Raw genomic sequence first — 23,326 nt, forward strand, 5'->3', positions numbered from 1 at the left:
GGTGTGCAATGAACGTCGTGAGTGGCAGACGAGCGGCGCGGGACCAGGACGACAGGCACACCGGGTCGGCTGTCGACGACGACGCCGGCTCCGAGTTCGGCGGGTCCCGGGCGGCTGGCGTCCCGCCCCAACCGCGGCTGGTGCCGGGCACCGACCCGGGCACCGGCGCACGTCCGGGCCCCGCCGGGGTACAGCGCCCGACACCGGCGGGGCGTGCGGCGGCGGGGCTCGACGCCACCCCGTCCCGTCCGGCGTCCGCCGCGCCGACACCCGCAGCCCGTTCCGGCCCGGTGGCGCCGGTGCCCGGCCCGACCCGCCCCGCCGCGCCGACGACCCCCACCGGGCACGACCGGGTGGAGGCCGTCGAGGTGGAGCCGACCACAGGTGCGCCGGTGGACGCGGTGCCCCGCCGGGTGCCGGTACGGCAGCAGACCCGCTGGCACCGCGACGCCCGCCGCGCCGACGGCGACGTGCCGGCCGACGACGACGACAGCGCCTCCTGGGCGCCGATCGAGCAGGTGCACTGGGACGGCACGCCGGTCCGGGAGGACGCCGCCGCGGAGCGGGAGCGCGGTTCCGGCCCGGCGGGGCGCCGCTCTGCGCGTACCCCCCGGCCGCCGGACCCGCTGCCCGGCCTCACCGCGCTGGTCCTGCTGAGCCTGGTCGTGGCCTTCTTCGCCTGGGTGAGCGCCGGCCCGTTCTGGCTCGCGGTCGGGCACGCCCGGGTCGGCACGGTGGTGGTGGACGGGTGCACCGGCGCCGGGCTCACCCAGCGCTGCCGGGGAATCTTCACCGCCGACGACGGACTGTTCGTGGCGCACGGGGTGCGGGTCAGCGGCGTACCTGCCGGACGCGATACGCCGGGCACGTCGCTGCCGGCGCGGATGACCGGCCCGGACGCGGGCACGGCGTACGCCGACATCGGGTTGACCCGGCACCTGCGCTGGCTGCCCGGCCTGCTGGTGGTGCTCGGCTGCGCCGCAGGCATCGCCCGGTGGACCGGGTCGACCCGGCTGCCCGGGCGGCGGCACCGGCGTCTGGCGGTGGCCACCGCGCTCGCCGGCCCCGCGCTGATCACCCTCGGGTTCCTCGCCGCCGCCTGGTGAACAGGCCGTCGGCGCGAGCCGCGGTCAGCTGTGCACGATCGTGTAGACGTCGCGGCGGCGCAGCGCGTACTCGGTGGCGACGTCGGTGATCGCGTCCCGGCGGGAGCGGCCGGCCGCCTCGCGCTCGGCGACCGCCGCGCGCAGGGTGTCGTCGTCGGGGCGTTCCCGCGGGATCGCCGGGGCGCCGGCCACCACCAGGGTGATCTCTCCGCGCGGATCACCCTCGGCGGCCCACCGGGCCAGGTCGCCGAGCGGACGGCGGAGCACCTCCTCGTAGGTCTTGGTGAGCTCGCGGCAGAGCGCGGCGGGCCGGTCCGCGCCGAACGTCTCGGCCAGGTCGGTGAGCGCCGCGCCGATCCGGTGGGGCGCCTCGAAGAAGACGAGGGTGCGCTCCTCGGCGGCGAGGGCGCGCAGGCGGGTGCGGCGGGCACCGGGGGTGCGCGGGAGGAAGCCCTCGAAGCAGAACCTGTCGCAGGGCAGCCCGGAGACGGCCAGCGCGGTGGTCACCGCGCTGGGGCCGGGCGCGACGGTGATCGGCGCGCCGACGTCCAGCGCGGCGCGGACCAGCCGGTAGCCGGGGTCGGAGACGCTCGGCATCCCACCGTCGGTGACGAGCGCGACCACGTACCCGCCGAGAATGACCTCGACCAGCTCGGGCGTGCGGCGCTCCTCGTTGCCCTCGAAGTACGAGACGATCCGGCCGCCGATGGTGATGTCGAGGTCACGGGCGAGCCGGGTGAGCCGCCGGGTGTCCTCGGCGGCCACCACGTCGGCGCTGGTGAGCACCTCCCGGAACCGGGTCGAGGCGTCGGCGGGGTTGCCGAGCGGGGCGCCGAGCAGGATCAGGCGTCCAGCTTCGGACATTTCACCCACGGATTCGTCTCCTTCATTGACAGCGGATACCGGTATCAGGGACGACGGGCGCCACCGGACACCTTGGCAGCCTACGATCGCCGGGTGACGAGTGCGTCGACAGCGCAGAGCCCGAGCGCCGAGCCGGCAAAGATGGTCGAGGTGACGAGCGACCACAGCCCCGAGGCGGAGCCGACCCCCCCGAGTGCCGGTGGCGGCGGGGTGGCCGCCGTGGTCCGCCGACGGTTCGCCACGGTCGACAGCCAACTGGACCGGTTCTCGTGGCTGGCCACCGCCGTGGTGGTCGCCATCGCGGGGATCCTGCGCTTCGTCGGCCTGTCCAGCCCCAAGGGCAAGATCTTCGACGAGACGTACTACGCCAAGGACGGCTACGGGCTGATCAGCCGCGGCGTCGAGTGGAACTACAAGGACAACGTCCCGTCGTACGTGGTGCACCCGCCGCTGGGCAAGTGGCTCATCGGCCTCGGCGAGTGGGCCTTCGGCTACCAGGACGCCGATTCGCGGGTCTCCGTGCCCGGGCACCTGTTCACCACCGCCCCGGAGTTCGGCTGGCGGTTCTCGGCTGCCGTCATCGGCACGCTGTCGGTGCTGCTGCTGGTCCGCATCGGCCGGCGGATGTTCCGCTCGACGGTGCTGGGCTGCGCGACCGGCCTGCTGCTCGCGCTGGACGGCTTCCACCTGGTGCTGTCCCGCGCGGCGCTGCTCGACATCTTCCTGCTGTTCTTCGTGCTGGCCGCCTTCGGCGCCCTGGTGCTCGACCGGGACGCCAGCCGTCGCCGCTGGGCACGCGCGCTTGACGACGGGCTCGACCCGAGCCGACCGGGCCGCGCGGGCCGGCCGCCGACCGGGTGGCGCACCTGGCCGTGGTGGCGGCTGGCCGCCGGGGTGCTGATCGGCTGCGCCTGCGCGGTGAAGTGGAGCGCCCTGTACTTCGTTCCGGTCTTCGCGCTGCTGGTGATCCTGTGGGAGGTCGGCGTCCGCCGCTCGGCGGGAGTCCGCCGGCCCCTGCGGGACACGCTGCTCGACGAACTGCCCTGGCTGGTGCTCGCCGGTGTGCTCATGGTCGGCACCTACCTGGCCACCTGGTCGGGCTGGCTGCTCACCGACGACGGCTACTACCGGCTCGCGTCGTCCTACCCGAACGCCCCGCTCAGTGACCGTCCGGTGATCGGCCCGCTGATCAACCTCTTCGAGTACCACCGCGCGGCGTACGGCTTCCACGCCCAGCTCGACGACGCGCACAAGTACCAGTCGTGGCCGTGGCAGTGGCTGCTGCTCGGGCGCCCGGTGGCGTTCCACTGGTCCGGCGAGGGTGCCTGCGGCGCGCCGAGCTGTGCCTCGGAGATCCTGCTGCTCGGCACCCCGCTGCTGTGGTGGTCGTTCCTGCCCGCCCTGGTGGCGCTGGCCTGGCTCGGGGTGGCCCGCCGTGACTGGCGGGCCGGCGCGATCCTGCTGACCGTGGCGGCGGGGCTGCTGCCCTGGTTCTGGTTCGCCCTCCAGGGTCGGACGATGTTCTCGTTCTACGCCGCGCCGGCGCTGCCGTTCCTGGTGCTCGCCGTGGTGTACGTGCTGGGCGCGCTGATCGCCCCGGCGGGTGGTGAGGTAGGTGAGGTGGCCCCGCTGGTCCCGGGTGACCCGGGTTACGAGAGGCGGCTCGTCGGCAGCATCGCGGCGGGGGCGTACGTGCTGCTGGTGGCGGCCTGCTTCGCGTACTTCTATCCGATCTTCGTCGGCAAGCTGATCCCGTACTCGGACTGGCTGTCCCGGATGTGGCTGGACGGCCGCTGGATATAGGCACCGGCAGGCGACGCGCCGCACAGCGCGACGGAAACGGGCCCCCACGCGTGCAGCGTGGGGGCCCGTTCGACAAAGACGCGCGCCCCGATCGCCTGCCACGGGGGAAGCGGGCGATTGGGGCGCGCATGAAGAGCTTAACCACGGCGCACCACCGGCACAACGGGTCGACTTGGGTCAGATTTCCGACGGATGGTGGCCGATCCGATATTCGTCCTCCGATAGTTGACCGAGGGTGACCTGGCGTGGACCCAGAGCGCGGGTCAGCTCGATCGAGAGCCTGGTCGGAGCGCCTGGGACGGACCGGGCACCCCAATGATCATCCAAAGTGGATCTCACTACACTGCGGGCCGTGATCAACTTCAGACGATCGACGGCCGTCCTCCTCGGACTGCTGGCGACCACCGCGCTGATCGGGCCGGCCCGGGCGGCGGCCGAGGACGAGGAGCCGGTGGCCGAGCCGCCCCGGGTCGAACTGGTACTCGACGTCAGCGGCTCGATGCGGGCCGCCGACATCGACGGACGTAGCCGGATCTCCGTCGCGCAGCAGGCGTTCAACGAGGTGGTCGACGCACTGCCGGCGGAGACACAGCTCGGCATCCGGGTGCTCGGCGCGACGTACAAGGGCAAGGACAAGAAAGTCGGCTGCCAGGACACCCAGCAGATCGTCCCAGTCGGCCCGGTCGACAGGTCGGCGGCCAAGGCGGCCGTGGCGACCCTTCGACCGACCGGGTTCACGCCGGTCGGGCTGGCGCTGCGCTCCGCCGCGCAGGACCTGGGCACCGGGGCCACCACCCGCCGGATCGTGCTGATCACCGACGGGGAGGACACCTGCGCCCCGCCGGACCCGTGCGAGGTGGCCCGGGAACTGGCCGCCCAGGGCACCAGCCTGGTGGTGGACACCCTGGGCCTGGCACCCGACGAGAAGGTCCGCCGGCAGCTGCTGTGCATCGCCGGGGCGACCGGCGGCACGTACACCGCCGCGCAGAGCGCCGAGGAGCTGACCGGCCGGATCAAACAACTTGTCGAACGCGCCGGCGACACCCACACCCGGGCGCCGACAGTCGTCGGCGGCGCGAACGCCTGCGCGTCGGCGCCGCTGCTCGCCCCCGGTGTGTACGCCGACCGGGAGGCGTTCTCCGAGCACCGCTGGTACCGGGTGCCGGTGCGCCCCGGCCAGGAGCTGCGCGCATCGGTGAGCATGGCGCTGGACCGACCGGTGAACCGGGACTACGGCGTGCTGCTGCGGGCCACCGCCGCCGACGGCCGGGAACTCGTCCGCGGCGCGGACGCCGGCAGCGGACGGGCCGACGTGCTCTCCGCAGGGCTGCGCTGGTCGGCCACCGCCGACGACGAGGACGCCACCGAGGCCGAGGAGACGTCGGCGGCGGTCGTGGAGCCGACCACCGTGTGCCTCGTGGTGAGCAACTCGTTCGCCGCGCGCCCCGGCACCGCTGCCACCCCCGGCATGCCCGTGGAGCTGACCATCGACGTGGTCGCCGCCGCGCCCGCACCGAACGGACCGGACCTCGGCCGGGGCTGGATGCTGCTGGTCCTGCTCACCGTGGCCGGACTGCTCACCGGTCTGCTCGCCGGACTGCTCACCCGCTGGTGGGTCGCCACCTGGAGGGAGAACTGATGCGTACCGCACTGCTCCGGCCGATGGCGGCGCTGCTCGCCGCGGGTGCGGCCACGCTGCTGCCCGCCGCGGCCGCCGCCGCACCGACGCCCTCGCCCGGTGCCACGCCCGTCAACCGGGCCGGCACGTCGTTCCTCACCGCCACCCCGATCACCGCCGGCCAGCCGGTACGGGTGGACGCCTCGATCGGCGACCACCTGTACTGGTCGTTCCAGGCGACGGCCGGCCAGGTGCACGAGATCAACGCCACGGTCACCTTTCCCAAGGCACGCGGCGGCGCCTCCACCTGGACCGTCGACGTCTTCGACGGGCTGCGCCGGCGTCAGGCGTGCACCGCCGGGGCGCAGACCCCGACCGTGGACGCGCAGACGTCGAGCGTGGCGCTGGGCTGCACGCTGCGGGAGGTACGCCCCTGGGCGGAACCGTGGTCGGCCGACCCGCTGCCCGGCACGTACGTCATCCGGCTCTCCGTGATCGACCTGCCGGAGCCGGACCTGGGCGCGCCGATCGACGTCGACCTGCTGGTCGGCACCATCACCGACCGTGGTGCGTCGGCCGACGACGGCGAGCTGGCCGCGCCGCTGGTGCCGAACACGAAGGCGGGCACGGTGCTCAACGCCGTACCCCCGGTGGACCCGGAGGCCGACGACGACGGCGACCGGCCCGCGGACTGGCTGCCGGATCTCGGCTCGCGCTGGATCTGGACCGGCGTCGGCGGCGTGCTCGCCGCGGTGGCCGGAGTGGTGGGTTTCGCCCTGACCCGGCGGCCCCGGCGCGCCTGAGCCGACCCGCCCGCCCGGTGGCCCCGCCCGACGGCGGGGCCACAGGCGTCTTCAGGCGCGGCGCGTGCCGCGGGGCAGCCAGCCGATGAACCGGTCCTGGAGCGACATCACCGGGGCGGCGCGCAGATCCTCCGTGGCGGCGGCGAGACAGGAGCCCAGATAGACGCTGAGCATCGCCCGGTCACCCCCGTACTCCGCCAGCAGCCGGCTGCGCTTCGTCGCGCACGGCCACTCCTCACCGCAGGAGCCGCAGCTCCAGCCGGGGGTCGTCGGGGCGTGATCGTCAACCCGCCCTCCCGGCCGTTCCGCACCATCGGTCATCGCATGTCCTCTCCAGATGTCCACGGACTGGCGGCTGCCGTGCCCGGCCAGTAATTGATGGTGGTCCCCCCGGAGCCATCAGGGAGGGCGCGACGCGTCCCTCCGGTGATACATCTTTGCGGTACCTTCGGCGGTCGTGGGAGTCGGAAATTTGACGATTGAGCGACCACCTCGCTACTACCCGTCAGTAGGGGGCAGCTGTGCGTGATCTCCTGCCGCCGTCGGTCGCCGTGGCCGTCGCCACCGGCGACGACTGGACGGGCGAACTGCTCGCCGCCGAACAGGCAGGCCTCAGCGCCCAGGCAGTGCAGGCCCGCCGACGGGACTTCACGGCCGGGCGGGTCTGCGCCCGCCGGGCGATGGCCGTCCTGGGCCTCCCGCCGACGGCCGTCCCGGCCGCCGCCGACCGCGCGCCCGTCTGGCCGGCCGGGGTGGTCGGCAGCATCACCCACACCACCGGCTACTGCGCCGCAGCCGCAGCGCGCAGCACCGACATCAGGTCCGTCGGAATGGACGCCGAGCAGCACCGCGAGATCAACCAGGGGGTACGCCGACTCGTGCTGCTGCCCGAGGAGGAGGAGGCCTGCGAACGGCTTCCCACCGGCATCTCCTGGCCTGTCGTGTTCTTCAGCGCCAAGGAGACCGTCTACAAGGTCTGGCACCCGATCGTCGGGAGCTGGCTCGACTTCCACGACGCACGGCTGGAGGTGGACCCGGACGCCGGCATGTTCACGGCCCGCATCGCACCGGCCCGGGTGGACGCCGCCGACGTCGTCGACCCGCCCGCGACGATCAGCGGACGGTTCGTCGTCGCCGACGGGCTGGCCCGCACCGCCGCCGTCCTGCTGCCCCGCTGACCCTCCGGGTGTCCATCCTGGTCGGTTTCGGTCGGATGTGGACGCGCTGCGGCGCGACGACAGGGCTGTCGACGACGCACGGTAGCGTCGGCGGGTTCCCGAACCGCACGTACCGAGGCGTCAAGGAGTACGGTGACCCACCCCCAGCCCCCCGTCGGGCCGCAGGACCCTCAGCAGCCGAACCCGGAGCCGCCGACGCAGGCGATCCCGGCGACACCGCAGCCGGGCACATCGGGCCAGTGGGCACCACCGACACCGCAGCCGCCGTTCGCAACCGCTCCCGCGCCCGACCAGACGTGGCCACCGCCGCCGTTCTCCGGGGGCGCGTACCCGGCGGCCGGTGGTCCCGGCCACCCGATCACCATGCCCCCGCCCGTGCCACCGAAGAACTCCAAGACGACAGTCGTGGCCGTCGCGGTCACGGCTGCCCTGCTCACCCTGCTCTGCTGCGCCGGCGGCATCGTGGCGGCGGTCATCGGCGCGAACCGTGCCGGGAACCAGGTGACCGAGGCGCTGCCCACGCCCGATGTGACCCGGGGCGTCGGCCAGCCACCGGCCGACCCGCCGAAGCCGACCCCACGGTCGGCCACCGGCGAAACCCGGAACATGTCGGCCGGGGAAACCCTGGTCATCGATGGTGACGACGGCACCGTCGAGATCACCGTGACGAAGTTCAGCACCGCCACCAAGCCCTGCAAGTCGTACGGCCTCAAGCCTGACGAGGGCATGTACGTGATCGCCGACGTGACGGTGACGGTGACCAGGGGCACCGGCTCGGCGAACCCGCTCTTCTTCCAGTGGGTCGCCGCCGACGGCACCGAGAAGAACGCGGTGGGTGGGGTGTTCTCCGGCTGCGGTAAGCCGATGCCCGCCGGCAGCGACCTCACGGCCGGCAGCAGGCGCACCGGCAGCGTCGTTTTCGACGTGCACGACACCTCGGGGGTGCTGGAGTACCAGCACCGGTTCGAGACCGCCGGCTCCTGGAAGCCCTGAACCCACGGCACGTGGGGCCGGCCCGGCCGGCCCCACGACGCCGAGGGGCTACCGCGCCCACGACTCCTCGGCGGTGACGACCGGACGGCCGGTGCGTACCGACTCCTCGATGGCGAGGCTGACCAGGTGGTCCTGGCACGCCTCGGCCAGCGGGTAGGGCGCCGGCCCCTCGTTGCGCGCCCACGCGCCGGTACGGGCGAGGATGTCGGCAACCGCGATGTCGTCGTCGGACATTCCACTGCCGACGAACGGATTGCGGTAGACGACGCGGCCGTCGAAGCTGATGTGCTTCAGGTCGAGCCCTTCGAGGTTCAGGTCGAGGCCGGTCTGCCGCCGGACCACTGGCGACTCCACAGGCGTGCTCGGGTCCACCAGGCGGACGACCCGGTCGTCGACCAGCTCGCCGAGCGATCCCCGGACCACCAGCCGGCGCGTACGCAGCGGGTTCCACCACTGGTTGTCGGTGAAGTCGTACAGACCCATCCGCCCGCCGAAGTCGATTGTCGCGAGGGTGGTGCTGAGCTGCTGCGGGGTGCTGTCGCCACTCCAGCCGCCGGGCGACAGCGGGTTGGCCAGCGGCGCGACGAACGCCCGCGCGCTGACCTCGGCGGCGTCGTACCCGACGCCGAGCAGGCCACGGATCAGCGACACGGCGTGGTAGAGGTGCGTCGAGGAGATCTGCACCGAGGTCGGCTCGCCGAGCACCCCGGCGCGGACCACCTCCAGGCGGGCCGCGTGCCCGGGCATCAGCAGGTACTGCTCGGCGACCTGCACCAGACCGCTGCCGCCGACGTCGGACCAGAGCGACCGCAACCCCTCCACGTCGGGGGCGGGCGGCGTCTCGGCGAGCACCGGCACACCTGCCGCGACCAGCTCACGGGTCGCCTCGGGCGTCACCGACCAGGGCACCGACACGATGACGAAGTCCGGCCGTTCGTGGGCGAGCAGCTCCGCTGTCGTGCGGAAGGTCCGCACACCCCACCCGGCCGTCACCACGTCACCGCGCGACGCGGTACGCGTGACCACCCCGGTCGCCCGGAACCGCTCGGGTAGAAGTCGGGCCAGGCGCAGGAAGAACTCACCCCGCCAGCCGCTGCCGACGAGGCCGAACCGGGTCTGGGTCGTAGCTGTCATCAGGGCTCCTCACGTCGGGATCCGGATGCTAGCCCGTACCCGTCGCGGCGGCTGGTGGAGCTCCGCCTGCCTCGATCTGACCGTCCTGATGAGATCCGGGGCAGCGGACACGGCCGCGCGTGTGGCACTGTCCGACCTGACCGACACTCTGCGGGAGCAGGGCCCCATCCCGGTGACCACCGAACGCTTCGCCTGAACCGGCTCTGCGGTCGACCGTCCTTCGCACAGGGTCCCGCCTCTGCGTTCTCCATCCGAGAGGAGCCCCATCGTGCGGAGCGACGAACACCCCGCCGGGCAGGTGGTCGGCGCCGACCGGATCGCCCGCCGCCGGCGGATCGGCGCAGCGGCGGCAGCGGTCGCCCTCGTCGTCGCGCTGGGTGTCGGTATCCATCTCGGCCGCCCCGCACCCGACCAGGTCCAGGCCCAGGCGACAGCTACGACCACGGCAGCACCGCAGGTGGCGGCCGTGGGGTGGAACGCCGCGGCCGTCGCCCGCGACGGCACCACCATCACCGTGTACGCCACCCCTGGCGACACCCGGTGCGGGGACCTCGTGCAGCCGCAGGCCACGATCACCGAGCAGACGGACGCCGAGGTGGTCGTGGCGGTGAGCGGTCGTGTCGTGGCTGCCGTCGACTGCGCGACCAGCGGCAGACGGGTACCCCTGGTCGTGTCGCTGCCCACGCCGCTCGGCGAACGCGTGCTCCGCGACGCCGCCAGTAACCGACCACCGCCGACCTTCGCCGACCGCGACCTGCCGGACCTGGCCTCCGACCCGAGGTGGAGTCCCCACCCGAGTCAATGCGACGAGGGTCTGTGCCAGGGCTACAACGGTCCGGACGGCCTGGCGCTGTTTACGAGTGCCAGCAGCCGTACCGCCGAAGAGGGTGGCGACCCTCCCGCGGTCGCCACCGTCCCGGTCGGCTCGCGGAGGGGCACCATCACGGGGAGCGCGGACAGTTCCTGGCAGGTGCGATGGGAGGTCGGGGATCTCGCGTACTCGTTGCGGCTGATTCCCAGCGAGGGCGCGGTACTCAGCCTCAAGGTGTTCCGCGCGGTCCTCGCCAGTCTGAAGTGGGGCTGATGGAACCGGTCACCACGCCGGACCGGCTCGCCGGTGTCTGCACCATCGAGCAGATCCTCGCCGACCTCGACCAGATCCGACTGCTCGGCGCCGGGACGGTCGTACTCGACCCGTTCAACGGCGACCTGACCGAGATCCGTCAACCCGAACAAGCATGGCAGACCCTCGCGGCCGTGGCCGCGTACCATCGCACATCCCAGGAGGACCGATGACGCCCGACGACGAGCAGTTTCTCCGCCGAGCCGTGGCCATCGCCGACGAGGCGGGGGCATCAGGCGAGCGGCCGTTCGGCTCGCTGCTCGTCGGCGCGGACGGCACGATCCTGATCGAGGACCACAACACGGTGGTCTCCGACTCGGACATCACCGCCCACCCGGAACTGAAGCTCGCCCGCTGGGCCGCCCGGCAACTCGCCCCCGACGTGGCGGCCGGCACCACGATGTACACGAGCTGCCAGCCCTGCCCCATGTGCGCGACAGCGATCGACCGCTCCGGCCTCGGCCGGGTGGTGTACGCCCTGTCCAGCGAACAGTTCGAGCAGGTCAAGCCGGCCACACCGCCGCTACCCCCGGTGCGGTACGAGGGCCCGGCACTGTTCGACGAGGCCCGCCGGCCGATCGACGACCACTACTAGGGCCTTCGGTCCGCCGCGGAAGGGTTCGAGCGGCGGTCGGGGTGTGGCCGACCAACCGATGGGTACGGAATCGCCATGCTGAAGCGAGCGGTGTGGCAGGGACTGGTGGCCGGGTTGGCGGGAGCCGCGGTGATGACCGCGGCGGAGAAGCTGGAGCAGCGGGTGACCGGACGCCCCGACTCGTACGTGCCGGCCCGCGTCCTGGCACGGATCACCGGCATGCCCGAGGCGCCGACCCGGCAGCCGCGGTGGCGGAACCTCGCGATGCACTACGGCCAGGGCGCGCTCGTCGGCGTGCTGCGCAGCACGATGGCGCAGGTCGGCCTGCGGGGCGTCTGGGCGTCGAGCATGTTCACCGCCGCACGGCTGACAAGCGACCAGATTCTCGAGAACGCCACAGGCGTGGGTGCCCCGCCGCTGACCTGGCCGCGCTCCGAACTCGCAGTCGACGTCCTGCACAAGTCCATCTACGGCTTCGTCACCGGCGCGGTCGCTGACACTCTCGCCGCCCGTGACGGCGCCGGCCCCGGTCAACGACACGCGGCCATGCGTCCCGGCCGCCACTCCGACGTCGGCCCACTGCCGCGAAGCGCCGCCTACGCCGTACGGGCCCGGCGGGGATGACCGGCAGACGGTTCTGACTCCGCTGAGCAGACCAGCAGCGCAAGATCGAGAAAGGCCGTTTCCGCCTGGCGGAAACGGCCTTTGATCTGGGGTGGAGCTGAGGGGATTTGAACCCCTGACCCCCTCGATGCGAACGAGAGGGCCACTTGTCATCGACGCGAGCAAGATCGTTAGCACGCGTCATTCCAAGGCAAAACGGATTGGGTTGACACCTGCCTCGCCATAACAAATGCCGCGTGCAACGACCTTGATCCGCGTCACAACACCGCACCCGCAACAACTCGATCAATCGACTGTCCACATTTGGCAATGCTCACACGACACGTCCACCTGGCTCGATGGCGGGTTAGAAGAATCTTCGAAAATCACGCGGAACCGGCTTCCGATACCCCTTGGCAGCCTTGCCGACGGTCAGGGCACGGTCAGATGATCTTGACAAGAGGCACAGCCTGACCATGCCGCCGCGCCCCTCAGCGTCATCGCTCTCGCGCGTCGGTTCGCTCGCTGCGGCATGACAACTGGCAGCGGAGCCTTGGGCCGATAGGCAATGAGTCACCAAAGGCGGCAGCTGGGAGCCCCGTGATCCGGAGGGCTACCTGGATCGGCTCCGCCGCGAGATCCCGGACCTCGACGACCTCATCGAGTTGCACCTGACCGAGGCACTGCAGTCCTATATCGGGCGTACCTTGCCACCGGTCCTCCGGCGGTGGGCGACCTTCCGGAAGTTAATGCCCCGCGAGGCGTACTGGACGCTCCGCACCGAGGTGACATGGCGGCGATTCTTCGTGCCGGCGCTGTTCAGGCCGCCTGATCCCATCGCAGGCCCCTGGCTCGCCGAAAGGCGCCGAGGCCAGAACGCCACCCACCACCCACCGCGCATGCGCGCCACCACCCCGTCCAACCACATCGACGTTGGACTCATGGTCACCTGGCCGCTACTTCAAGTGTCGGCGACACGACAGCTGGACGGCTTCTTGTCAGATCGACAAAAAGCTAGGGTCGAGCGGTGCCCGTTGACATGTGGAAACCACCCCGGATCCTGCTCACCGTCGATCTCGTGATTCTCACCCTGCGCGGCGGCCGTCTGCACCTGCTTCTCGTGCGGCGCGGCGTCGAGCCGTTCGCTGGGCGGGCCGCGCTGCCTGGTGGCTTCCTCGCCGATGAGCGCGAGGACATCCTGAGCGCCGCCCGGCGGGAGCTGCGGGAGGAGGCGGGGCTCATCGACATCCCGCACCTAGAGCAACTCGGCACATACGGCGACCCCGACCGTGACCCTCGTGGACGCGTAGTCTCCGTCGCTCACCTCGCCGTCGTGCCGCGCCTTCCCGAGCCCATCGCCGGAACCGACGCTGCGGCCGCCGAGTGGACGCCGGCCGACGACGTACTCGACGCGCGGGTACCGCTCGCCTTCGACCACCTACGCATCGTCGTCGACGGGGTGGAACGTGCCCGTTCCAAGCTGGAGCACACGGCGCTCGCGACCGCTTTCTGTCCCGAGGTCTTCACCCTCACGGAACTGCAGCAGGTCTACGAGGCGGTCTGGGGCACGCCGCTCGACCCCCGCAACTTCTACCGCAAGGTCCAGGGCACGAAGGGCTTTGTGGTCCCCGCCGGTCCGCCCCGCGCCACGGGCACCGGCCGCCCGGCCCGCGTCTACCGCGCCGGTCCGTGCCGGAACCTCTACCCACCCATGATCCGCACGGTTCCGACCGTCGCAGCCGAAGGAGACGAGAGATGACCAGACCTGTGGTCGTGCTCACCGCACTGGACCTCGAGTACAACGCAGTCCGCGAACGTCTCACAAAAGTCGAACCGCACGTACATCCGATGGGCACACGCTTCGAGCGTGGCACCGTGACCGGAGCCTCCTGTGAGATCATTCTCGGCCTTGTCGGCAAGGGCAACCACCCCTCCGCCGTCATCGCCGAACGCGCCATGACCGAGTTCGATCCAGAAGCGGTCATCTTCGCCGGCGTGGCCGGGGCGCTCTGGCCCTCCGTCGGCCTCGGCGACGTCGTCGTGGCCACCCACGTGTACGCCTATCACGGCGGCACTAGCGAGAGCGACGCGTTCCGCACCCGACCTCGCGTGTGGGAGATCCCCCACGCCTGTGATCAGCTCGCCCGGCATCTTGAGCGGGAGCAGGGCTGGGCGCAGGGCCTCGCCGGAGCAGTGCCCCAGGTACGGTTCGGCCCAATCGCCGCCGGGGAGGTCGTCCTCGACTCGGCGTCCTCGCCCGAGGCGAAGCGCATTCGTGATCACTACAACGACGCGTTGGCGGTAGAGATGGAGTCCGCCGGGGTCGCACAGGCCGCCCACCTGAACCGCTCTCTGCCAGCCGTCGTCGTCCGCGGCATCAGCGACCGTGCCGACGGGACCAAGGTCCACACCGACGGCGAGAACTGGCAGCCGCGTGCCGCCGCCAACGCCGCGGCCTTCGCCCTCGCGCTCGCTCAGGAGCTCGGGGCGCAGCATTGCTCCTCCCCTCGCCGTCCTCGGAAAGAAGCAGGTGATGCGTCGATGTCCGGCTCCGTCAGAAACGTCGCGAAGGGCAACGCACACGTCGGATTCCAGGCACATACCGTTCACCACGCGACCGTCCACAGCGCGCCCGGCGGTCCTGGCCGGGAGACATTCCACGACCAGCTCGCAGACTTGCGCGCCTCGCTCCGTAACTGCCATGAGGCGGGTGACGTGGACACGGTCACGTACCGCGCCGCGGAGCAGGAGATGGACGCCGCCGCCGCCGACGTGCCTCCGGCAGACGACGAGGCACGGAGTCGTGCGACCACAGCCCTGCGGAAGCTGCGCGGACTGCTGATGGACTGGACGGACCTCGCAACGCGGGTCGCGGGGCTCATGGCGGCTCTGCGGGATCTGTCATGAGCGCCGGACCGCAGGAGAGGTCGTTCACCAACGTCGCGGACGGCAATGCTCAGGTGGGTTTCCAGGCCCAGGAAGTCCACATCGAGGGCGGATACCACGTCAGCGACGACGACCCGCCTGAGCGGCAGTTCGAGGTCGGCCTCCGCTACCTGGAGATCAGCGCCCCGGCCGAGGCGAGGGAACTAATCATGAAAGCGGTCGTCCGGGGCTACAAGAACTCCCGCGCCTACTTCTATCTAGCGCTCGCACTGCTGAGCGGCCGTACCGTGCACAGCCTGACGGACCAGGAAGTCGCGCAGTTGGCATATGTGCGCCGCTGGGCGACGCAACGCTCCGAAGATCCCTGGGCCCGGGGGATCAATGTCGTCGGCTCGCTGCTGGACTCGCTGCCGCAGACCACGGCGGAGACTCCCGACCCGGCTGCGATCGGTGCGGTGGTCAAGGAGTTCGAATCGCTCAACCCGCCCCTACAGGAAAGCATCCTCAACCACCTCGAGGTTTTCCTGGCCGGCCCGCACCAGGACTGGACCTGGCACAAGACGTTCGCGGCCGCCCGGCGGGACAGGAGGGCCAACGACCGGACGGAGCGCGTCTGGAAGTTCTTCCAGTCCAAGCCGATCCCTCCTCGGCAGGTTCCGCCGCCCCCGATCCGCACCGACGCGGCGGACTTCCTGCGCGCCTCCGGCGGATCGGTACTGCTCCTCGTCACGGGCCTATGCGTGGTCAACTACGCTTGGGCGCACTCGTGGCTTCGCTCGGCCGGCTACCTGATCGTGGCTCTAGGTGCCGCCGTCGTGGCGGTCCGGGCGGGATTCACGATCAGGCTGGCTCAGCATCGACGCCGGGTGGCCCGCCAGCGTCTCACCTTCACACCTCAGCGTGTTCCCGCACAGTCCGACCGGTTCGCCTCAGCGATGGACTCCCTGTTCGACCGCTATTTCGGACGTTACCTGCCGCAGGGCATGGCCCGGGAGACGTGGCTGGCGGAGACGGCGGGCATCCGGCAGTCCCTTCGCAACGAGCTGGTCGAGCTGTACCGGGAGCAAGCGGTCGACGCCAAGCGTGTCGCCTGGCTAGTGAGATTCCTCGCCAGCGACGTCAAGCGGCTGTGGCTCAGCGGTCAGCTCACTGCGGATCCCGAGAACTCCCGAGTGCCATCCTCGACGCGGATCACCTTCGGCGCGGCCATGTTCGCCCTGGTGGTTGCCGGTCCGCTGCTTCTGTGGCAGGCCCTCGTCGAAGCACCGTTCACGACGGTGATCGCGACGGCCGGCGTCGTGACCGGGGCTCGGCTCGCCGTCCGGGGCTGGCATGCGATCTCTCTCGAGCGCCACCGCTACCGAGACGACTTAGTCCGGGTCCGGCACGACTATGAGGGCCGGCGCGCGGCGTACGACAGGTGGGTGCGCAAGTTGGAGTCGAAGCCGACCGACGCGGAGATGGCGCACTGGCTCGACTGCGATCGCAAGATCCTGGTCCAGGACACGCTGCGGCACTACCGCGTGGCCGCGCAGGACGTGATAGCGCACGCCTTCATCGAGGCGCCCGTGCCCGGGTGCAAGCGGGCCCGAGTCAGCAAAGGACCCTGGCGCTACTCGCGATACAAACTCCTTCTCTTCCTGCTCACCAAGGACGGCGTCCGGCAGGTCACAGTCACCCTCGACTTCGAGACCACGGAATTCGGCGATCAGCAGCGCCTCACCTACCAGTACAACTCGGTCGTGGCGGCGCACGTCGTCGATGCCCGCAACGGCGAGAAAAAGCTCTCCCTGACCCTGACGAACAATCCCCGGGACGAGCTGACGATCACTGGTGAGTGGCCAGGCATGCCGGAGCTCGGCGACGACGACCGCATCGCCTCCCAGGTCTCCCTCGACGCCTCGGGCCTCGAGCGCACCCTGCATGTGCTGGAAGGCATCGCCGCCGAAGGCAAGGAATGGATCACCCACGAGAACCGCCGGGAACGCGCCGGCCTCCGGCGGCTCGTCGCGGCGATGGAAGAGTGACACATGCGGTGCTGCCCGCTTCCGGGGGTCAGCGCCAGTAGTCAGGCACCATGGTGTCTGTGCCCGAGGTGAGCGTCTCGCAGACTTCTCACCGGCCTGCCGGCAACTGAGCGGCAGCGATTGATTCAAAGATCTGCCACCACCCAATAAATTCGGTCCAGGTAAACCCGTCTGCGGACAACAGCCGGCCATGGACGGACGGTCTACGGCTGACGAAACTCAAGTTCAGCCCTGCCTCATCAGTCAGGGTGGCGCCGCTGGACCAGAACTCGAGGATTTCGGAGCAGAAGATCAGGGCCGGGCTCGGTGCCCGAAGTCGATGACGGGCTGCACGTGGGCCGCCACGGACAAGCGGACGGCGGACCGCGACCCGGCGCGGGTGCTCGCACTGGCGCCGTCGCCGCCGGAGGCGAGCGTCCCGGTCAGCCTGTCCGTGGGCCGGCAACCTGCCACAAGGCACTAACCGGCAATGCGCGGAGCCTGTCGCCAAACGGCAGTGTCGAGGTCCCGGTGTAGAGGACGATGCCGACGACGAAGTCGTCGCCGAGACGGTCGGCGAGTCGGCGTAATCCGCGGAAATCGTCGGATCCAACGGTTGTGGCTGCCTTGACCTCAATCCCGACCACATGCCCGGATCGGTTCTCGAGCACCGCGTCGACCTCGTACCTACTCTGGTCGCGGTAGTGAGAGAGGTCGGCAGACTGCTCCGACCAGGTGAGCTGGCGGGACAGCTCGGACAAGACAAATGATTCGAGCAATGCGCCGAACGATGCGCCAGGCCGGAGCAGTGCGCGGGCGTCGGTCGCGATCTCGTTGGCGGCGATGCCCGAGTCGACAAAGATCAGTTTCGGCGCGGCAGTTGAACGGGTGCCAAGATTTCGAGACCAACCGGGGATCCGCTTGATGAGGAAGATCTCTTCCAGTGCCTGGAAGTATCGTGCGATCGTCGGGCGGCTCAGTCCGAGGGCAGATTCGAGGGCGTTGGCGGCGATGATGGTCGCGGATCTGGCGGCGAGCAGGCGCACCAGCTTGCGCAGCTCGCCCTTGTGCTGGATGTCGGACAGTTGTCGCACGTCGCGATCGATGAGCGCTTGAACATACGCGTCAAAGAACCGTTGGCGGCGCCGCGGGTCGACTCGGTTCGTGGCCTCTGGCAGGCCGCCTCGCACGATCCTGGCCGCGTAGTCGGCGCGGGTCACGTCCGACTCGTGTCGCAGTTCGGGGCCGAGCGCGAAGACGGCGTCGACGAACCCGTCCGGCTCGCCGTCGAGTTCACCTTGTGAGAACGGCCAGAGCTCGACGGTTTCCATCCGGCCGGGCAGCGCGTCCGGGGCAGCCACCATGCCGAACAGCCGGGACGAGCCGGTGAGCAGGTAGCGGCCGGGACGAACGTCCTCGTCGACGGCCGCCTTGATGGCCAGCAGCAGTTCCGGAGCGCGCTGGATCTCGTCGATCACCAGCAGTTCGGCGGAGTCCACGAAACCAACCGGGTCGGCGATCGCCGCGGCCCGGTCCTGCGCCCGGTCGAGATCGCGGCGCTCGGCGAGTCGGTCGCCCGCGACGATGCGGACCAGGGTGCTCTTGCCTGCTTGGCGTGCTCCGCTGATCAGTACGACGCGGGTGTCAGCGAGTGCTGCGTCGACCTGCGCGGCGGCGTGGCGGGGGATCAAGTGCGGTGTGGGCACGAGCAATGATAACCGGCGGGGTTACGATCTGCGGGCAGGCATGCTTTCGATTTGCGGCCCGGCGATGTTCGGTTCGCGGGCCTGTGGCGTTCGATATGCGGCACACTGATCGTCGAGGAACATCGTCGGACCGCCACATGGCTCGGCCGCGCCTGACTTGCCGCAGCCTTGGTCAACTGACGGTGAGCACTCTGGTGTTGCTGAAGGTCACGGACAAGCCGACGGCGGCTGTCGTCGGACGGGTGGTCTTGCGGACCCGTGCCAGCCAGCAGGAGGTCCCGACCGGTTTCGCGGACGTCCAGGTCCGGTTCGATAATCCGCCAGAGATTCCTTACGTACCGGTGGATCGATGCGCGGCAGATCGGTGCTGGCGTCAGCGATCCAACGTTAGGAGTGCTAGCGGTCAAGTTCTCTCACAACTGGGACGACCCTGTAGCTAGCGATTACTTCGGCATCCAGCGCGAACCACGTCTTCATCGACGCACAGCGCCCGTCAAAGTGTTGGGCGGGAGCTATGAGCCGCACGGTGACGCACATCGTTGGGGCACTCGACCGCTGCGCAACCTCACGCTTGGGGCCACCGCCTCCGTCGAACTCAGCTGTTCGGCTCGAGTTCTGCCGCCCTGTGCCACGGTCTGGGGCCCTGTCCGGCGGTCAAACGACGGTCAAATGATCAAGGGCGGGTTCCCCGTCTTCCGGAAACCCGCCCTTGACCTGCTGTTTCTTGGTGGAGCTGAGGGGATTTGAACCCCTGACCCCCTCGATGCGAACGAGGTGCGCTACCAGTCTGCGCCACAGCCCCCCGCCGGCGAACCGGCTTCGGTCCCACCCGGCTTACACCGGGCGGGCCGGGAGCAAGGCTAACAGGTCGCTGACCCTCACCGCGAATCCGCCCCCGGCGCGGCAACGTCACGCTGTCGGAGATCCACTTGGGTGCGCGCCGACAAGGCGCTCAGGCGCCCCGGCCGGCCTCGTAGGGACGGCCGCGCAGGCCTCCCGCGCGCCGGTAGGACACCGAACCGCCGTTGACGGCGGCCGGCAGGTCCCCGGGTCGGTCGAGGCCCATCGCGGCGCGGCGTACCCCCTCGCGTTGGGCGGCGAGGCGGCGCTGCGCCTCCCGGCGGGCGGCGGCGCGGCGGGCCTGTTCGCGGCGCACCTCGGCCTGCCGGGCGGCCAGCCAGGCCGCCTCGCGGGCGCGGGCGCGGCGGCGACGGCGTCCGGCGAGGGCCTGACCACGCAGGTGGACGACGTAGGCGGCCAGCAGCAGGAAGGTGACCCCGAAGCTGATCCAGAAGCCGGGGCTGACGAACAGCACGCCGATCAGTTCGACGACGTTGAGGAGCAGCAGGGCGGCGAGGACGCGGCGGCGTCGGTAGACAGCTGGCGTGTGGTGCCGGCGGGGTGGCCGTCGACGGGGTCGCTTCGCGGCGGGTGGCACGGCGCGCAGCCGGCCGGAGCGGCGGGCCACCGGCGGCGCGGAGACCGGCACCACCAATGTTCCAGTAGTCGCATCTTCACTGAGGGTGACGACGAGTGAGCGTGGCGGCTGGACCGGTTTGCGGCCCGGCACAGTGCGACGCCGTCGGCGGCGCTGGAGCACCCGCGCCGTCGACTGCGCCCGCTCCGCCACCAGCCGCTCGGTGGCGTCGTACCGGCGGACCAGCGCCGGGGCCAGGGCGAGCAGGCCGGCGGCGGCGAGGACGGCGAGGAGCACCGAGGTCGGCACCCTCACCCCTCCCGTCACCGAATTCGGAGCAACCGCCGCCGGACCGCAGGATCTTCCACCAGTCGCGCTCGGGTGCGTGGATCGTCCGGACAGGCAGCGCTTGCCACAGCTTGCAGTTACTTGAGGTTACGGCGCACCGACCGTCATGCCACCGCGCCGCGCCGATCCCGTCCGTGGGACGGCTCACCGTGCGGCGGCGCGTACCCGGTGCCAGCGGGCCAGCAGTCCGCCCTCGGCGGCGATCTCCTCGCTGGTCATCGCGTATCCGATGTGGTCCCGCCAGGCGCCGTCGATGTGCATGTAGCGCACGTGGTACGACTCCTCGCGGAAGCCGAGCTTCTCCACCACCCGACGGGACGGCCGGTTCTCCGGACGGATGTTCACCTCCACCCGGTGCAGCCCACCCGGGCCGAACGCGTGGTCGACGGCGAGCGCGAGCGCCGTCGGGATCACTCCCTGGCCGGCGACGCGGGCGTCCACCCAGTAGCCGACGTACCCGGAGCAGAACGCCCGCCGCACGATGCTGCCCACGTTGAGGTGCCCGATGAGCCGGTCCCGGTCGGCTTCGCGCAGGCAGACCGCGAAGGGCATGCCCTCGCCCTCGCGCGCGGACCGGCGTTGGTCGCGGTGCACCCAGCGGAACGCGGCAGGTGAGTTCATCTCGTCCCAGCTGCCCGGCAGCGATGACTCCCAGGGCGCCAGCCAGGCCCGGTTGGCCCGGCGTACCTCCGACCAGGCCGCCGCGTCGGAGCGCCGGTACGGCCGCAGCAGCACCGGACCGTCGACCAGCACCGCCGGCCATCCGGGCGCCCGGGCTGGTCCGAAGAGACTCACCCGCACAGTCTCCCGCGCGGGACCGGTTCGTGCGCAAGTGGACCCACGATGTGCCGGTGACACCGCGAAGCCGTCACCGGCGGCGGTCCAGCAGCAGGACGTCCACGGTGGAACCGGCGGCGGCGGTGGTGACCCGTTCGCCGAGCACCAGCAGACCGTTCGCCTCGGCGAGCCCGGACAGGGTGAACGGCCCACCGCGCAGCGGCTGCACCGTGTACCCGCCGCCGCGCCGCTCGGCGACGTGCGCGGGCCGGAACTCGCGCAGCCCGCCCGGCGACGACACGGTCTCCAGCAGGTGCGCCCGGACGCTGGGTCGGAACACCGGTTCGGCACCGGCGAGCAGTTGGATGGCGGGGCGGGCCAGCACCTCGAAGCCGATGAGCGCGGCGCCGGGGTCGCCGGGCAGGCAGACCACCGGCACCTCCTCGGCGCCGACCGTGCCGAACCCGAGCGCGGTGCCGGGATAGAGCGCCACGTCGGTGAACGTGACAGGCCCGGCCCGGCCGCCCTCGCGCCGGGACAGGATGCGACGCACCATGTCGCCGGGGCCGGTGCCGGTGCCGCCGGTGGTGATGATCAGGTCGGCGCGCAGGGTCTGGTCCTCCAGCAGCCCGCGCAGCCCCTCCGGGTCGTCGTCGCAGATCCCCACCCGGTACGCCAGGGCGCCCACCTCGGCCGCGGCGGCGGTCAACGCGTGCGAGTTGGCGTCCACCACCTGCCCCGGCTGGCTCCCCCGGCCCACGTCGACGAGTTCGTCGCCGGTGGCCACGATGACCACCCGTGGGCTGGGCCGGACCACCACGTGCCCGATGCCTGTGGCGGCGAAGACCGCGACCAGGGCCGGGGAGACGTACGTGCCGGCGCGGGCGAGCAGGGTACCGGCGGGCAGTTCCTCACCGGCGCGGCGGACGCCGTACCCCCGTTTGGGGGTGCGGAAGATCTCCACGGCGGCCATGCCCTGGTCGGTCCACTCGACCGGGACCACCACGTCCGCGGCGACCGGCAGTGGCGCCCCGGCGGCCACCGAGAAGCACGAGCCCGGGGTGAGGCGGACGGGTCGCCAGCTGGCCGCGCCGAGGTCGCCGACCACGTTGAGGCGGATGGTCCGCCCGCCGGGCGTGCCGGAGGGGGCCGGGACGTAGCTGGGGCCCCGACCCCCTCCGGAGATGTCCTCCCAGCGGGCCGCGTACCCGTCCACGGCCGCCTGGTCGAAGGCCGGGAACGCGTGCGGCGCGACCACGTCCTCGGCGAGGACGTTGCCGTGTGCCTGGGTGAGGTCGAGGTCGAGTGGCGGCAGCGCTCGTAACCTGCGCAGCACGCTGCCCAGGTAGTCGGCGAGCGGCGTCAACTCGTTCGCGGCCGCCTCGGCGTCGGCCGTCGCTGTCATGTACCAGTTCCGCCTGCCGCGTCGGCCTTGACGAACTCGGCCAGCCAGGAGCGGAACTCGGTGCCGAGGTCCTCGCGTTCGGCGGCGATCTGCACGACCGTCTGGAGGTAGCCCAGCGGCATACCCGTGTCGTAGCGGGTGCCCCGGTAGACGATCGCGTGCACAGGCACGCCCTCGGTGCGCAGCAGCTCCATGGCGTCGGTCAGCTGGATCTCGCCGCCGCTGCCCGGCTTGGTCCGCCGGATCGCGTCGAAGATCTTGCCGGGCAGCACGTACCTGCCGAGCACCGCGAGGTTGCTCGGCGCGTCCTCGGGCTGCGGCTTCTCCACCATCCCGGTCACCTTGACGACCTCGCCGATCTCGGTCAGCTCCGACTCGGCGGGCTCGACGGAGGCGATGCCGTACCGCTTGGTGTCGGCCGGGTCGACCTCGAAGAAGGCGAGCACCACACCGCCGGTGCGGGCCTGCAACTCCAGCATCGCCGGCAGCAGCGGCTCGGACGGCTTGACGAACTCGTCGCCGAGCAGCACCGCGAAGGGCTGGTCACCGACGTGCGACTCGGCGTACCCGACGGCGTGGCCGAGGCCGAGCTGCTCGGGCTGGCGGACCGTGTAGATCTCGGCCAGCTCGCTGGGCCGGCGCACGGCGGCCAGCCGCTCGGCGTCACCCTTCTCCTCCAGCCTGGTCTCCAGGTCGGGGCGACGGTCAAAGTGATCCACCATCGACGTCTTACCCCGACCGGTGATCAGCAACACGTCGCCGATGCCGGCCTGGGTGGCCTCCTCGACGATGTACTGCAGCACCGGCCGGTCCACCACCGGCAACAGCTCCTTGGGCACCGCCTTGGTGGCCGGCAGGAAGCGGGTGGCCAGTCCGGCGGCCGGGATTACGGCCTTGACCGCCAGGGGACGGCCGGTTGCGGCGACCGTCGATGAGGGGTTCGCTGAGTGCTCCGACATGC

21 protein-coding genes and 2 tRNA genes are annotated in these 23,326 nt (G+C 71.2%); 13 read left to right on the plus strand and 10 right to left on the minus strand.

What is annotated here, in order from left to right; genetic code table 11:
- Nucleotides 1–17 precede the first annotated feature (17 nt).
- Entirely contained in the window at nucleotides 18–1,106 is a 1,089-nt protein-coding gene (locus AB0N27_RS14170) for a hypothetical protein (RefSeq protein ID WP_364368364.1), read from the plus strand.
- A gap of 24 nt (nucleotides 1,107–1,130) precedes the next feature.
- Here AB0N27_RS14170 and rsmI read toward each other — a convergent pair whose 3' ends face one another.
- A complete protein-coding gene (rsmI, locus tag AB0N27_RS14175) occupies nucleotides 1,131–1,979 on the minus strand; it encodes a 16S rRNA (cytidine(1402)-2'-O)-methyltransferase (RefSeq protein ID WP_364368367.1) in 849 nt (282 codons plus the stop codon).
- Nucleotides 1,980–2,111: 132 nt separating this feature from the next.
- On the opposite strand from rsmI, the gene AB0N27_RS14180 reads away from it, so the two are divergent.
- The 3 genes from AB0N27_RS14180 (at nucleotide 2,112) to AB0N27_RS14190 (ending at nucleotide 6,194) form a co-directional block, all read left to right on the plus strand.
- Nucleotides 2,112–3,773: a phospholipid carrier-dependent glycosyltransferase gene (locus AB0N27_RS14180; protein ID WP_364370710.1), complete on the plus strand. Its 1,662-nt coding sequence runs from the start codon at nucleotides 2,112–2,114 to the stop codon at nucleotides 3,771–3,773.
- A 352-nt stretch (nucleotides 3,774–4,125) separates the two neighbouring features.
- The gene (locus AB0N27_RS14185; RefSeq protein ID WP_364368369.1) at nucleotides 4,126–5,412 is read left to right on the plus strand and encodes a VWA domain-containing protein; all 1,287 of its coding nucleotides are present in this window, start codon (nucleotides 4,126–4,128) and stop codon (nucleotides 5,410–5,412) included.
- Nucleotides 5,412–6,194, plus strand: a complete 783-nt coding sequence (locus AB0N27_RS14190; RefSeq protein ID WP_364368372.1) for a peptidase — start codon at nucleotides 5,412–5,414, stop codon at nucleotides 6,192–6,194. The genes AB0N27_RS14185 and AB0N27_RS14190 overlap by 1 nt, the downstream gene beginning before the upstream one ends.
- Nucleotides 6,195–6,245: 51 nt before the next feature.
- Here AB0N27_RS14190 and AB0N27_RS14195 read toward each other — a convergent pair whose 3' ends face one another.
- On the minus strand, nucleotides 6,246–6,515 hold the full coding sequence (locus AB0N27_RS14195; protein WP_364368375.1) for a hypothetical protein: 270 nt from the start codon (nucleotides 6,513–6,515) through the stop codon (nucleotides 6,246–6,248).
- A gap of 200 nt (nucleotides 6,516–6,715) precedes the next feature.
- On the opposite strand from AB0N27_RS14195, the gene AB0N27_RS14200 reads away from it, so the two are divergent.
- Complete coding sequence (locus AB0N27_RS14200; protein WP_364368378.1) at nucleotides 6,716–7,372, plus strand: 4'-phosphopantetheinyl transferase superfamily protein; 657 nt, start codon at nucleotides 6,716–6,718, stop codon at nucleotides 7,370–7,372.
- A gap of 132 nt (nucleotides 7,373–7,504) precedes the next feature.
- A complete protein-coding gene (locus AB0N27_RS14205) occupies nucleotides 7,505–8,365 on the plus strand; it encodes a hypothetical protein (RefSeq protein ID WP_364368381.1) in 861 nt (286 codons plus the stop codon).
- A 48-nt stretch (nucleotides 8,366–8,413) separates the two neighbouring features.
- On the opposite strand, the gene AB0N27_RS14210 is transcribed toward AB0N27_RS14205, so the two are convergent.
- The gene (locus AB0N27_RS14210) at nucleotides 8,414–9,499 is read right to left on the minus strand and encodes a Gfo/Idh/MocA family oxidoreductase (RefSeq protein WP_364368384.1); all 1,086 of its coding nucleotides are present in this window, start codon (nucleotides 9,497–9,499) and stop codon (nucleotides 8,414–8,416) included.
- Nucleotides 9,500–9,767: 268 nt separating this feature from the next.
- On the opposite strand from AB0N27_RS14210, the gene AB0N27_RS14215 reads away from it, so the two are divergent.
- The 4 genes from AB0N27_RS14215 (at nucleotide 9,768) to AB0N27_RS14230 (ending at nucleotide 11,841) form a co-directional block, all read left to right on the plus strand.
- Nucleotides 9,768–10,583, plus strand: a complete 816-nt coding sequence (locus AB0N27_RS14215) for a hypothetical protein (protein WP_364368387.1) — start codon at nucleotides 9,768–9,770, stop codon at nucleotides 10,581–10,583.
- A complete protein-coding gene (locus AB0N27_RS14220; protein WP_364368390.1) occupies nucleotides 10,583–10,795 on the plus strand; it encodes a hypothetical protein in 213 nt (70 codons plus the stop codon). The genes AB0N27_RS14215 and AB0N27_RS14220 overlap by 1 nt, the downstream gene beginning before the upstream one ends.
- Nucleotides 10,792–11,217, plus strand: a complete 426-nt coding sequence (locus AB0N27_RS14225; RefSeq protein ID WP_364368393.1) for a nucleoside deaminase — start codon at nucleotides 10,792–10,794, stop codon at nucleotides 11,215–11,217. Before AB0N27_RS14220 ends, AB0N27_RS14225 begins: the two co-directional genes overlap by 4 nt.
- Before the next feature lie 75 nt (nucleotides 11,218–11,292).
- The gene (locus tag AB0N27_RS14230) at nucleotides 11,293–11,841 is read left to right on the plus strand and encodes a hypothetical protein (RefSeq protein WP_364368396.1); all 549 of its coding nucleotides are present in this window, start codon (nucleotides 11,293–11,295) and stop codon (nucleotides 11,839–11,841) included.
- A 92-nt stretch (nucleotides 11,842–11,933) separates the two neighbouring features.
- On the opposite strand, the gene AB0N27_RS14235 is transcribed toward AB0N27_RS14230, so the two are convergent.
- Nucleotides 11,934–11,998 (minus strand) — tRNA-OTHER (locus AB0N27_RS14235).
- A gap of 849 nt (nucleotides 11,999–12,847) precedes the next feature.
- Here AB0N27_RS14235 and AB0N27_RS14240 point away from each other — a divergent pair.
- From AB0N27_RS14240 to AB0N27_RS14250, 3 genes are read left to right on the plus strand one after another with little or no spacing between them, the layout of a single operon-like run.
- Complete coding sequence (locus tag AB0N27_RS14240) at nucleotides 12,848–13,579, plus strand: NUDIX domain-containing protein (protein ID WP_364368399.1); 732 nt, start codon at nucleotides 12,848–12,850, stop codon at nucleotides 13,577–13,579.
- The gene (locus tag AB0N27_RS14245; protein ID WP_364368402.1) at nucleotides 13,576–14,727 is read left to right on the plus strand and encodes a 5'-methylthioadenosine/S-adenosylhomocysteine nucleosidase; all 1,152 of its coding nucleotides are present in this window, start codon (nucleotides 13,576–13,578) and stop codon (nucleotides 14,725–14,727) included. Before AB0N27_RS14240 ends, AB0N27_RS14245 begins: the two co-directional genes overlap by 4 nt.
- A complete protein-coding gene (locus AB0N27_RS14250; RefSeq protein WP_364368405.1) occupies nucleotides 14,724–16,733 on the plus strand; it encodes a hypothetical protein in 2,010 nt (669 codons plus the stop codon). The genes AB0N27_RS14245 and AB0N27_RS14250 overlap by 4 nt, the downstream gene beginning before the upstream one ends.
- Before the next feature lie 422 nt (nucleotides 16,734–17,155).
- On the opposite strand, the gene AB0N27_RS14255 is transcribed toward AB0N27_RS14250, so the two are convergent.
- The 6 genes from AB0N27_RS14255 to AB0N27_RS14280 all read right to left on the minus strand — a co-directional run bounded on the left by AB0N27_RS14255 (nucleotide 17,156) and on the right by AB0N27_RS14280 (nucleotide 23,324).
- Nucleotides 17,156–18,418: an ATP-binding protein gene (locus tag AB0N27_RS14255; RefSeq protein WP_364368408.1), complete on the minus strand. Its 1,263-nt coding sequence runs from the start codon at nucleotides 18,416–18,418 to the stop codon at nucleotides 17,156–17,158.
- A gap of 725 nt (nucleotides 18,419–19,143) precedes the next feature.
- Nucleotides 19,144–19,220, minus strand: a tRNA-Ala gene (locus AB0N27_RS14260).
- Between the two features lie 150 nt (nucleotides 19,221–19,370).
- Nucleotides 19,371–20,150 (minus strand): hypothetical protein, encoded by a 780-nt coding sequence (locus tag AB0N27_RS14265; RefSeq protein WP_364368411.1) that lies wholly within the window; start codon nucleotides 20,148–20,150, stop codon nucleotides 19,371–19,373.
- A gap of 177 nt (nucleotides 20,151–20,327) precedes the next feature.
- A complete protein-coding gene (locus AB0N27_RS14270; protein ID WP_364368414.1) occupies nucleotides 20,328–20,978 on the minus strand; it encodes a GNAT family protein in 651 nt (216 codons plus the stop codon).
- 73 nt (nucleotides 20,979–21,051) lie between these two features.
- Nucleotides 21,052–22,365: a gephyrin-like molybdotransferase Glp gene (gene glp, locus AB0N27_RS14275; RefSeq protein WP_139582488.1), complete on the minus strand. Its 1,314-nt coding sequence runs from the start codon at nucleotides 22,363–22,365 to the stop codon at nucleotides 21,052–21,054.
- A complete protein-coding gene (locus AB0N27_RS14280) occupies nucleotides 22,362–23,324 on the minus strand; it encodes a UTP--glucose-1-phosphate uridylyltransferase (protein WP_364368418.1) in 963 nt (320 codons plus the stop codon). Before AB0N27_RS14280 ends, glp begins: the two co-directional genes overlap by 4 nt.
- Between the last annotated feature and the right edge of the window lie 2 nt (nucleotides 23,325–23,326).

This window comes from Micromonospora sp. NPDC093244 (assembly GCF_040683695.1).
Lineage (GTDB): Bacteria > Actinomycetota > Actinomycetes > Mycobacteriales > Micromonosporaceae > Micromonospora.

Excerpts from the sequence above, each read along its gene's own strand:
- AB0N27_RS14180 (WP_364370710.1), top strand. The coding sequence starts at position 2,112 with ATGGTCGAGGTGACGAGCGACCACAGCCCCGAGGCGGAGCCGACCCCC.
- AB0N27_RS14190 (WP_364368372.1), top strand. The coding sequence starts at position 5,412 with ATGCGTACCGCACTGCTCCGGCCGATGGCGGCGCTGCTCGCCGCGGGT.
- AB0N27_RS14195 (WP_364368375.1), bottom strand. The coding sequence starts at position 6,515 with ATGACCGATGGTGCGGAACGGCCGGGAGGGCGGGTTGACGATCACGCC.
- AB0N27_RS14210 (WP_364368384.1), bottom strand. The coding sequence starts at position 9,499 with ATGACAGCTACGACCCAGACCCGGTTCGGCCTCGTCGGCAGCGGCTGG.
- AB0N27_RS14220 (WP_364368390.1), top strand. The coding sequence starts at position 10,583 with ATGGAACCGGTCACCACGCCGGACCGGCTCGCCGGTGTCTGCACCATC.
- AB0N27_RS14225 (WP_364368393.1), top strand. The coding sequence starts at position 10,792 with ATGACGCCCGACGACGAGCAGTTTCTCCGCCGAGCCGTGGCCATCGCC.
- AB0N27_RS14230 (WP_364368396.1), top strand. The coding sequence starts at position 11,293 with ATGCTGAAGCGAGCGGTGTGGCAGGGACTGGTGGCCGGGTTGGCGGGA.
- AB0N27_RS14245 (WP_364368402.1), top strand. The coding sequence starts at position 13,576 with ATGACCAGACCTGTGGTCGTGCTCACCGCACTGGACCTCGAGTACAAC.
- AB0N27_RS14250 (WP_364368405.1), top strand. The coding sequence starts at position 14,724 with ATGAGCGCCGGACCGCAGGAGAGGTCGTTCACCAACGTCGCGGACGGC.
- glp (WP_139582488.1), bottom strand. The coding sequence starts at position 22,365 with ATGACAGCGACGGCCGACGCCGAGGCGGCCGCGAACGAGTTGACGCCG.
- AB0N27_RS14280 (WP_364368418.1), bottom strand. The coding sequence starts at position 23,324 with ATGTCGGAGCACTCAGCGAACCCCTCATCGACGGTCGCCGCAACCGGC.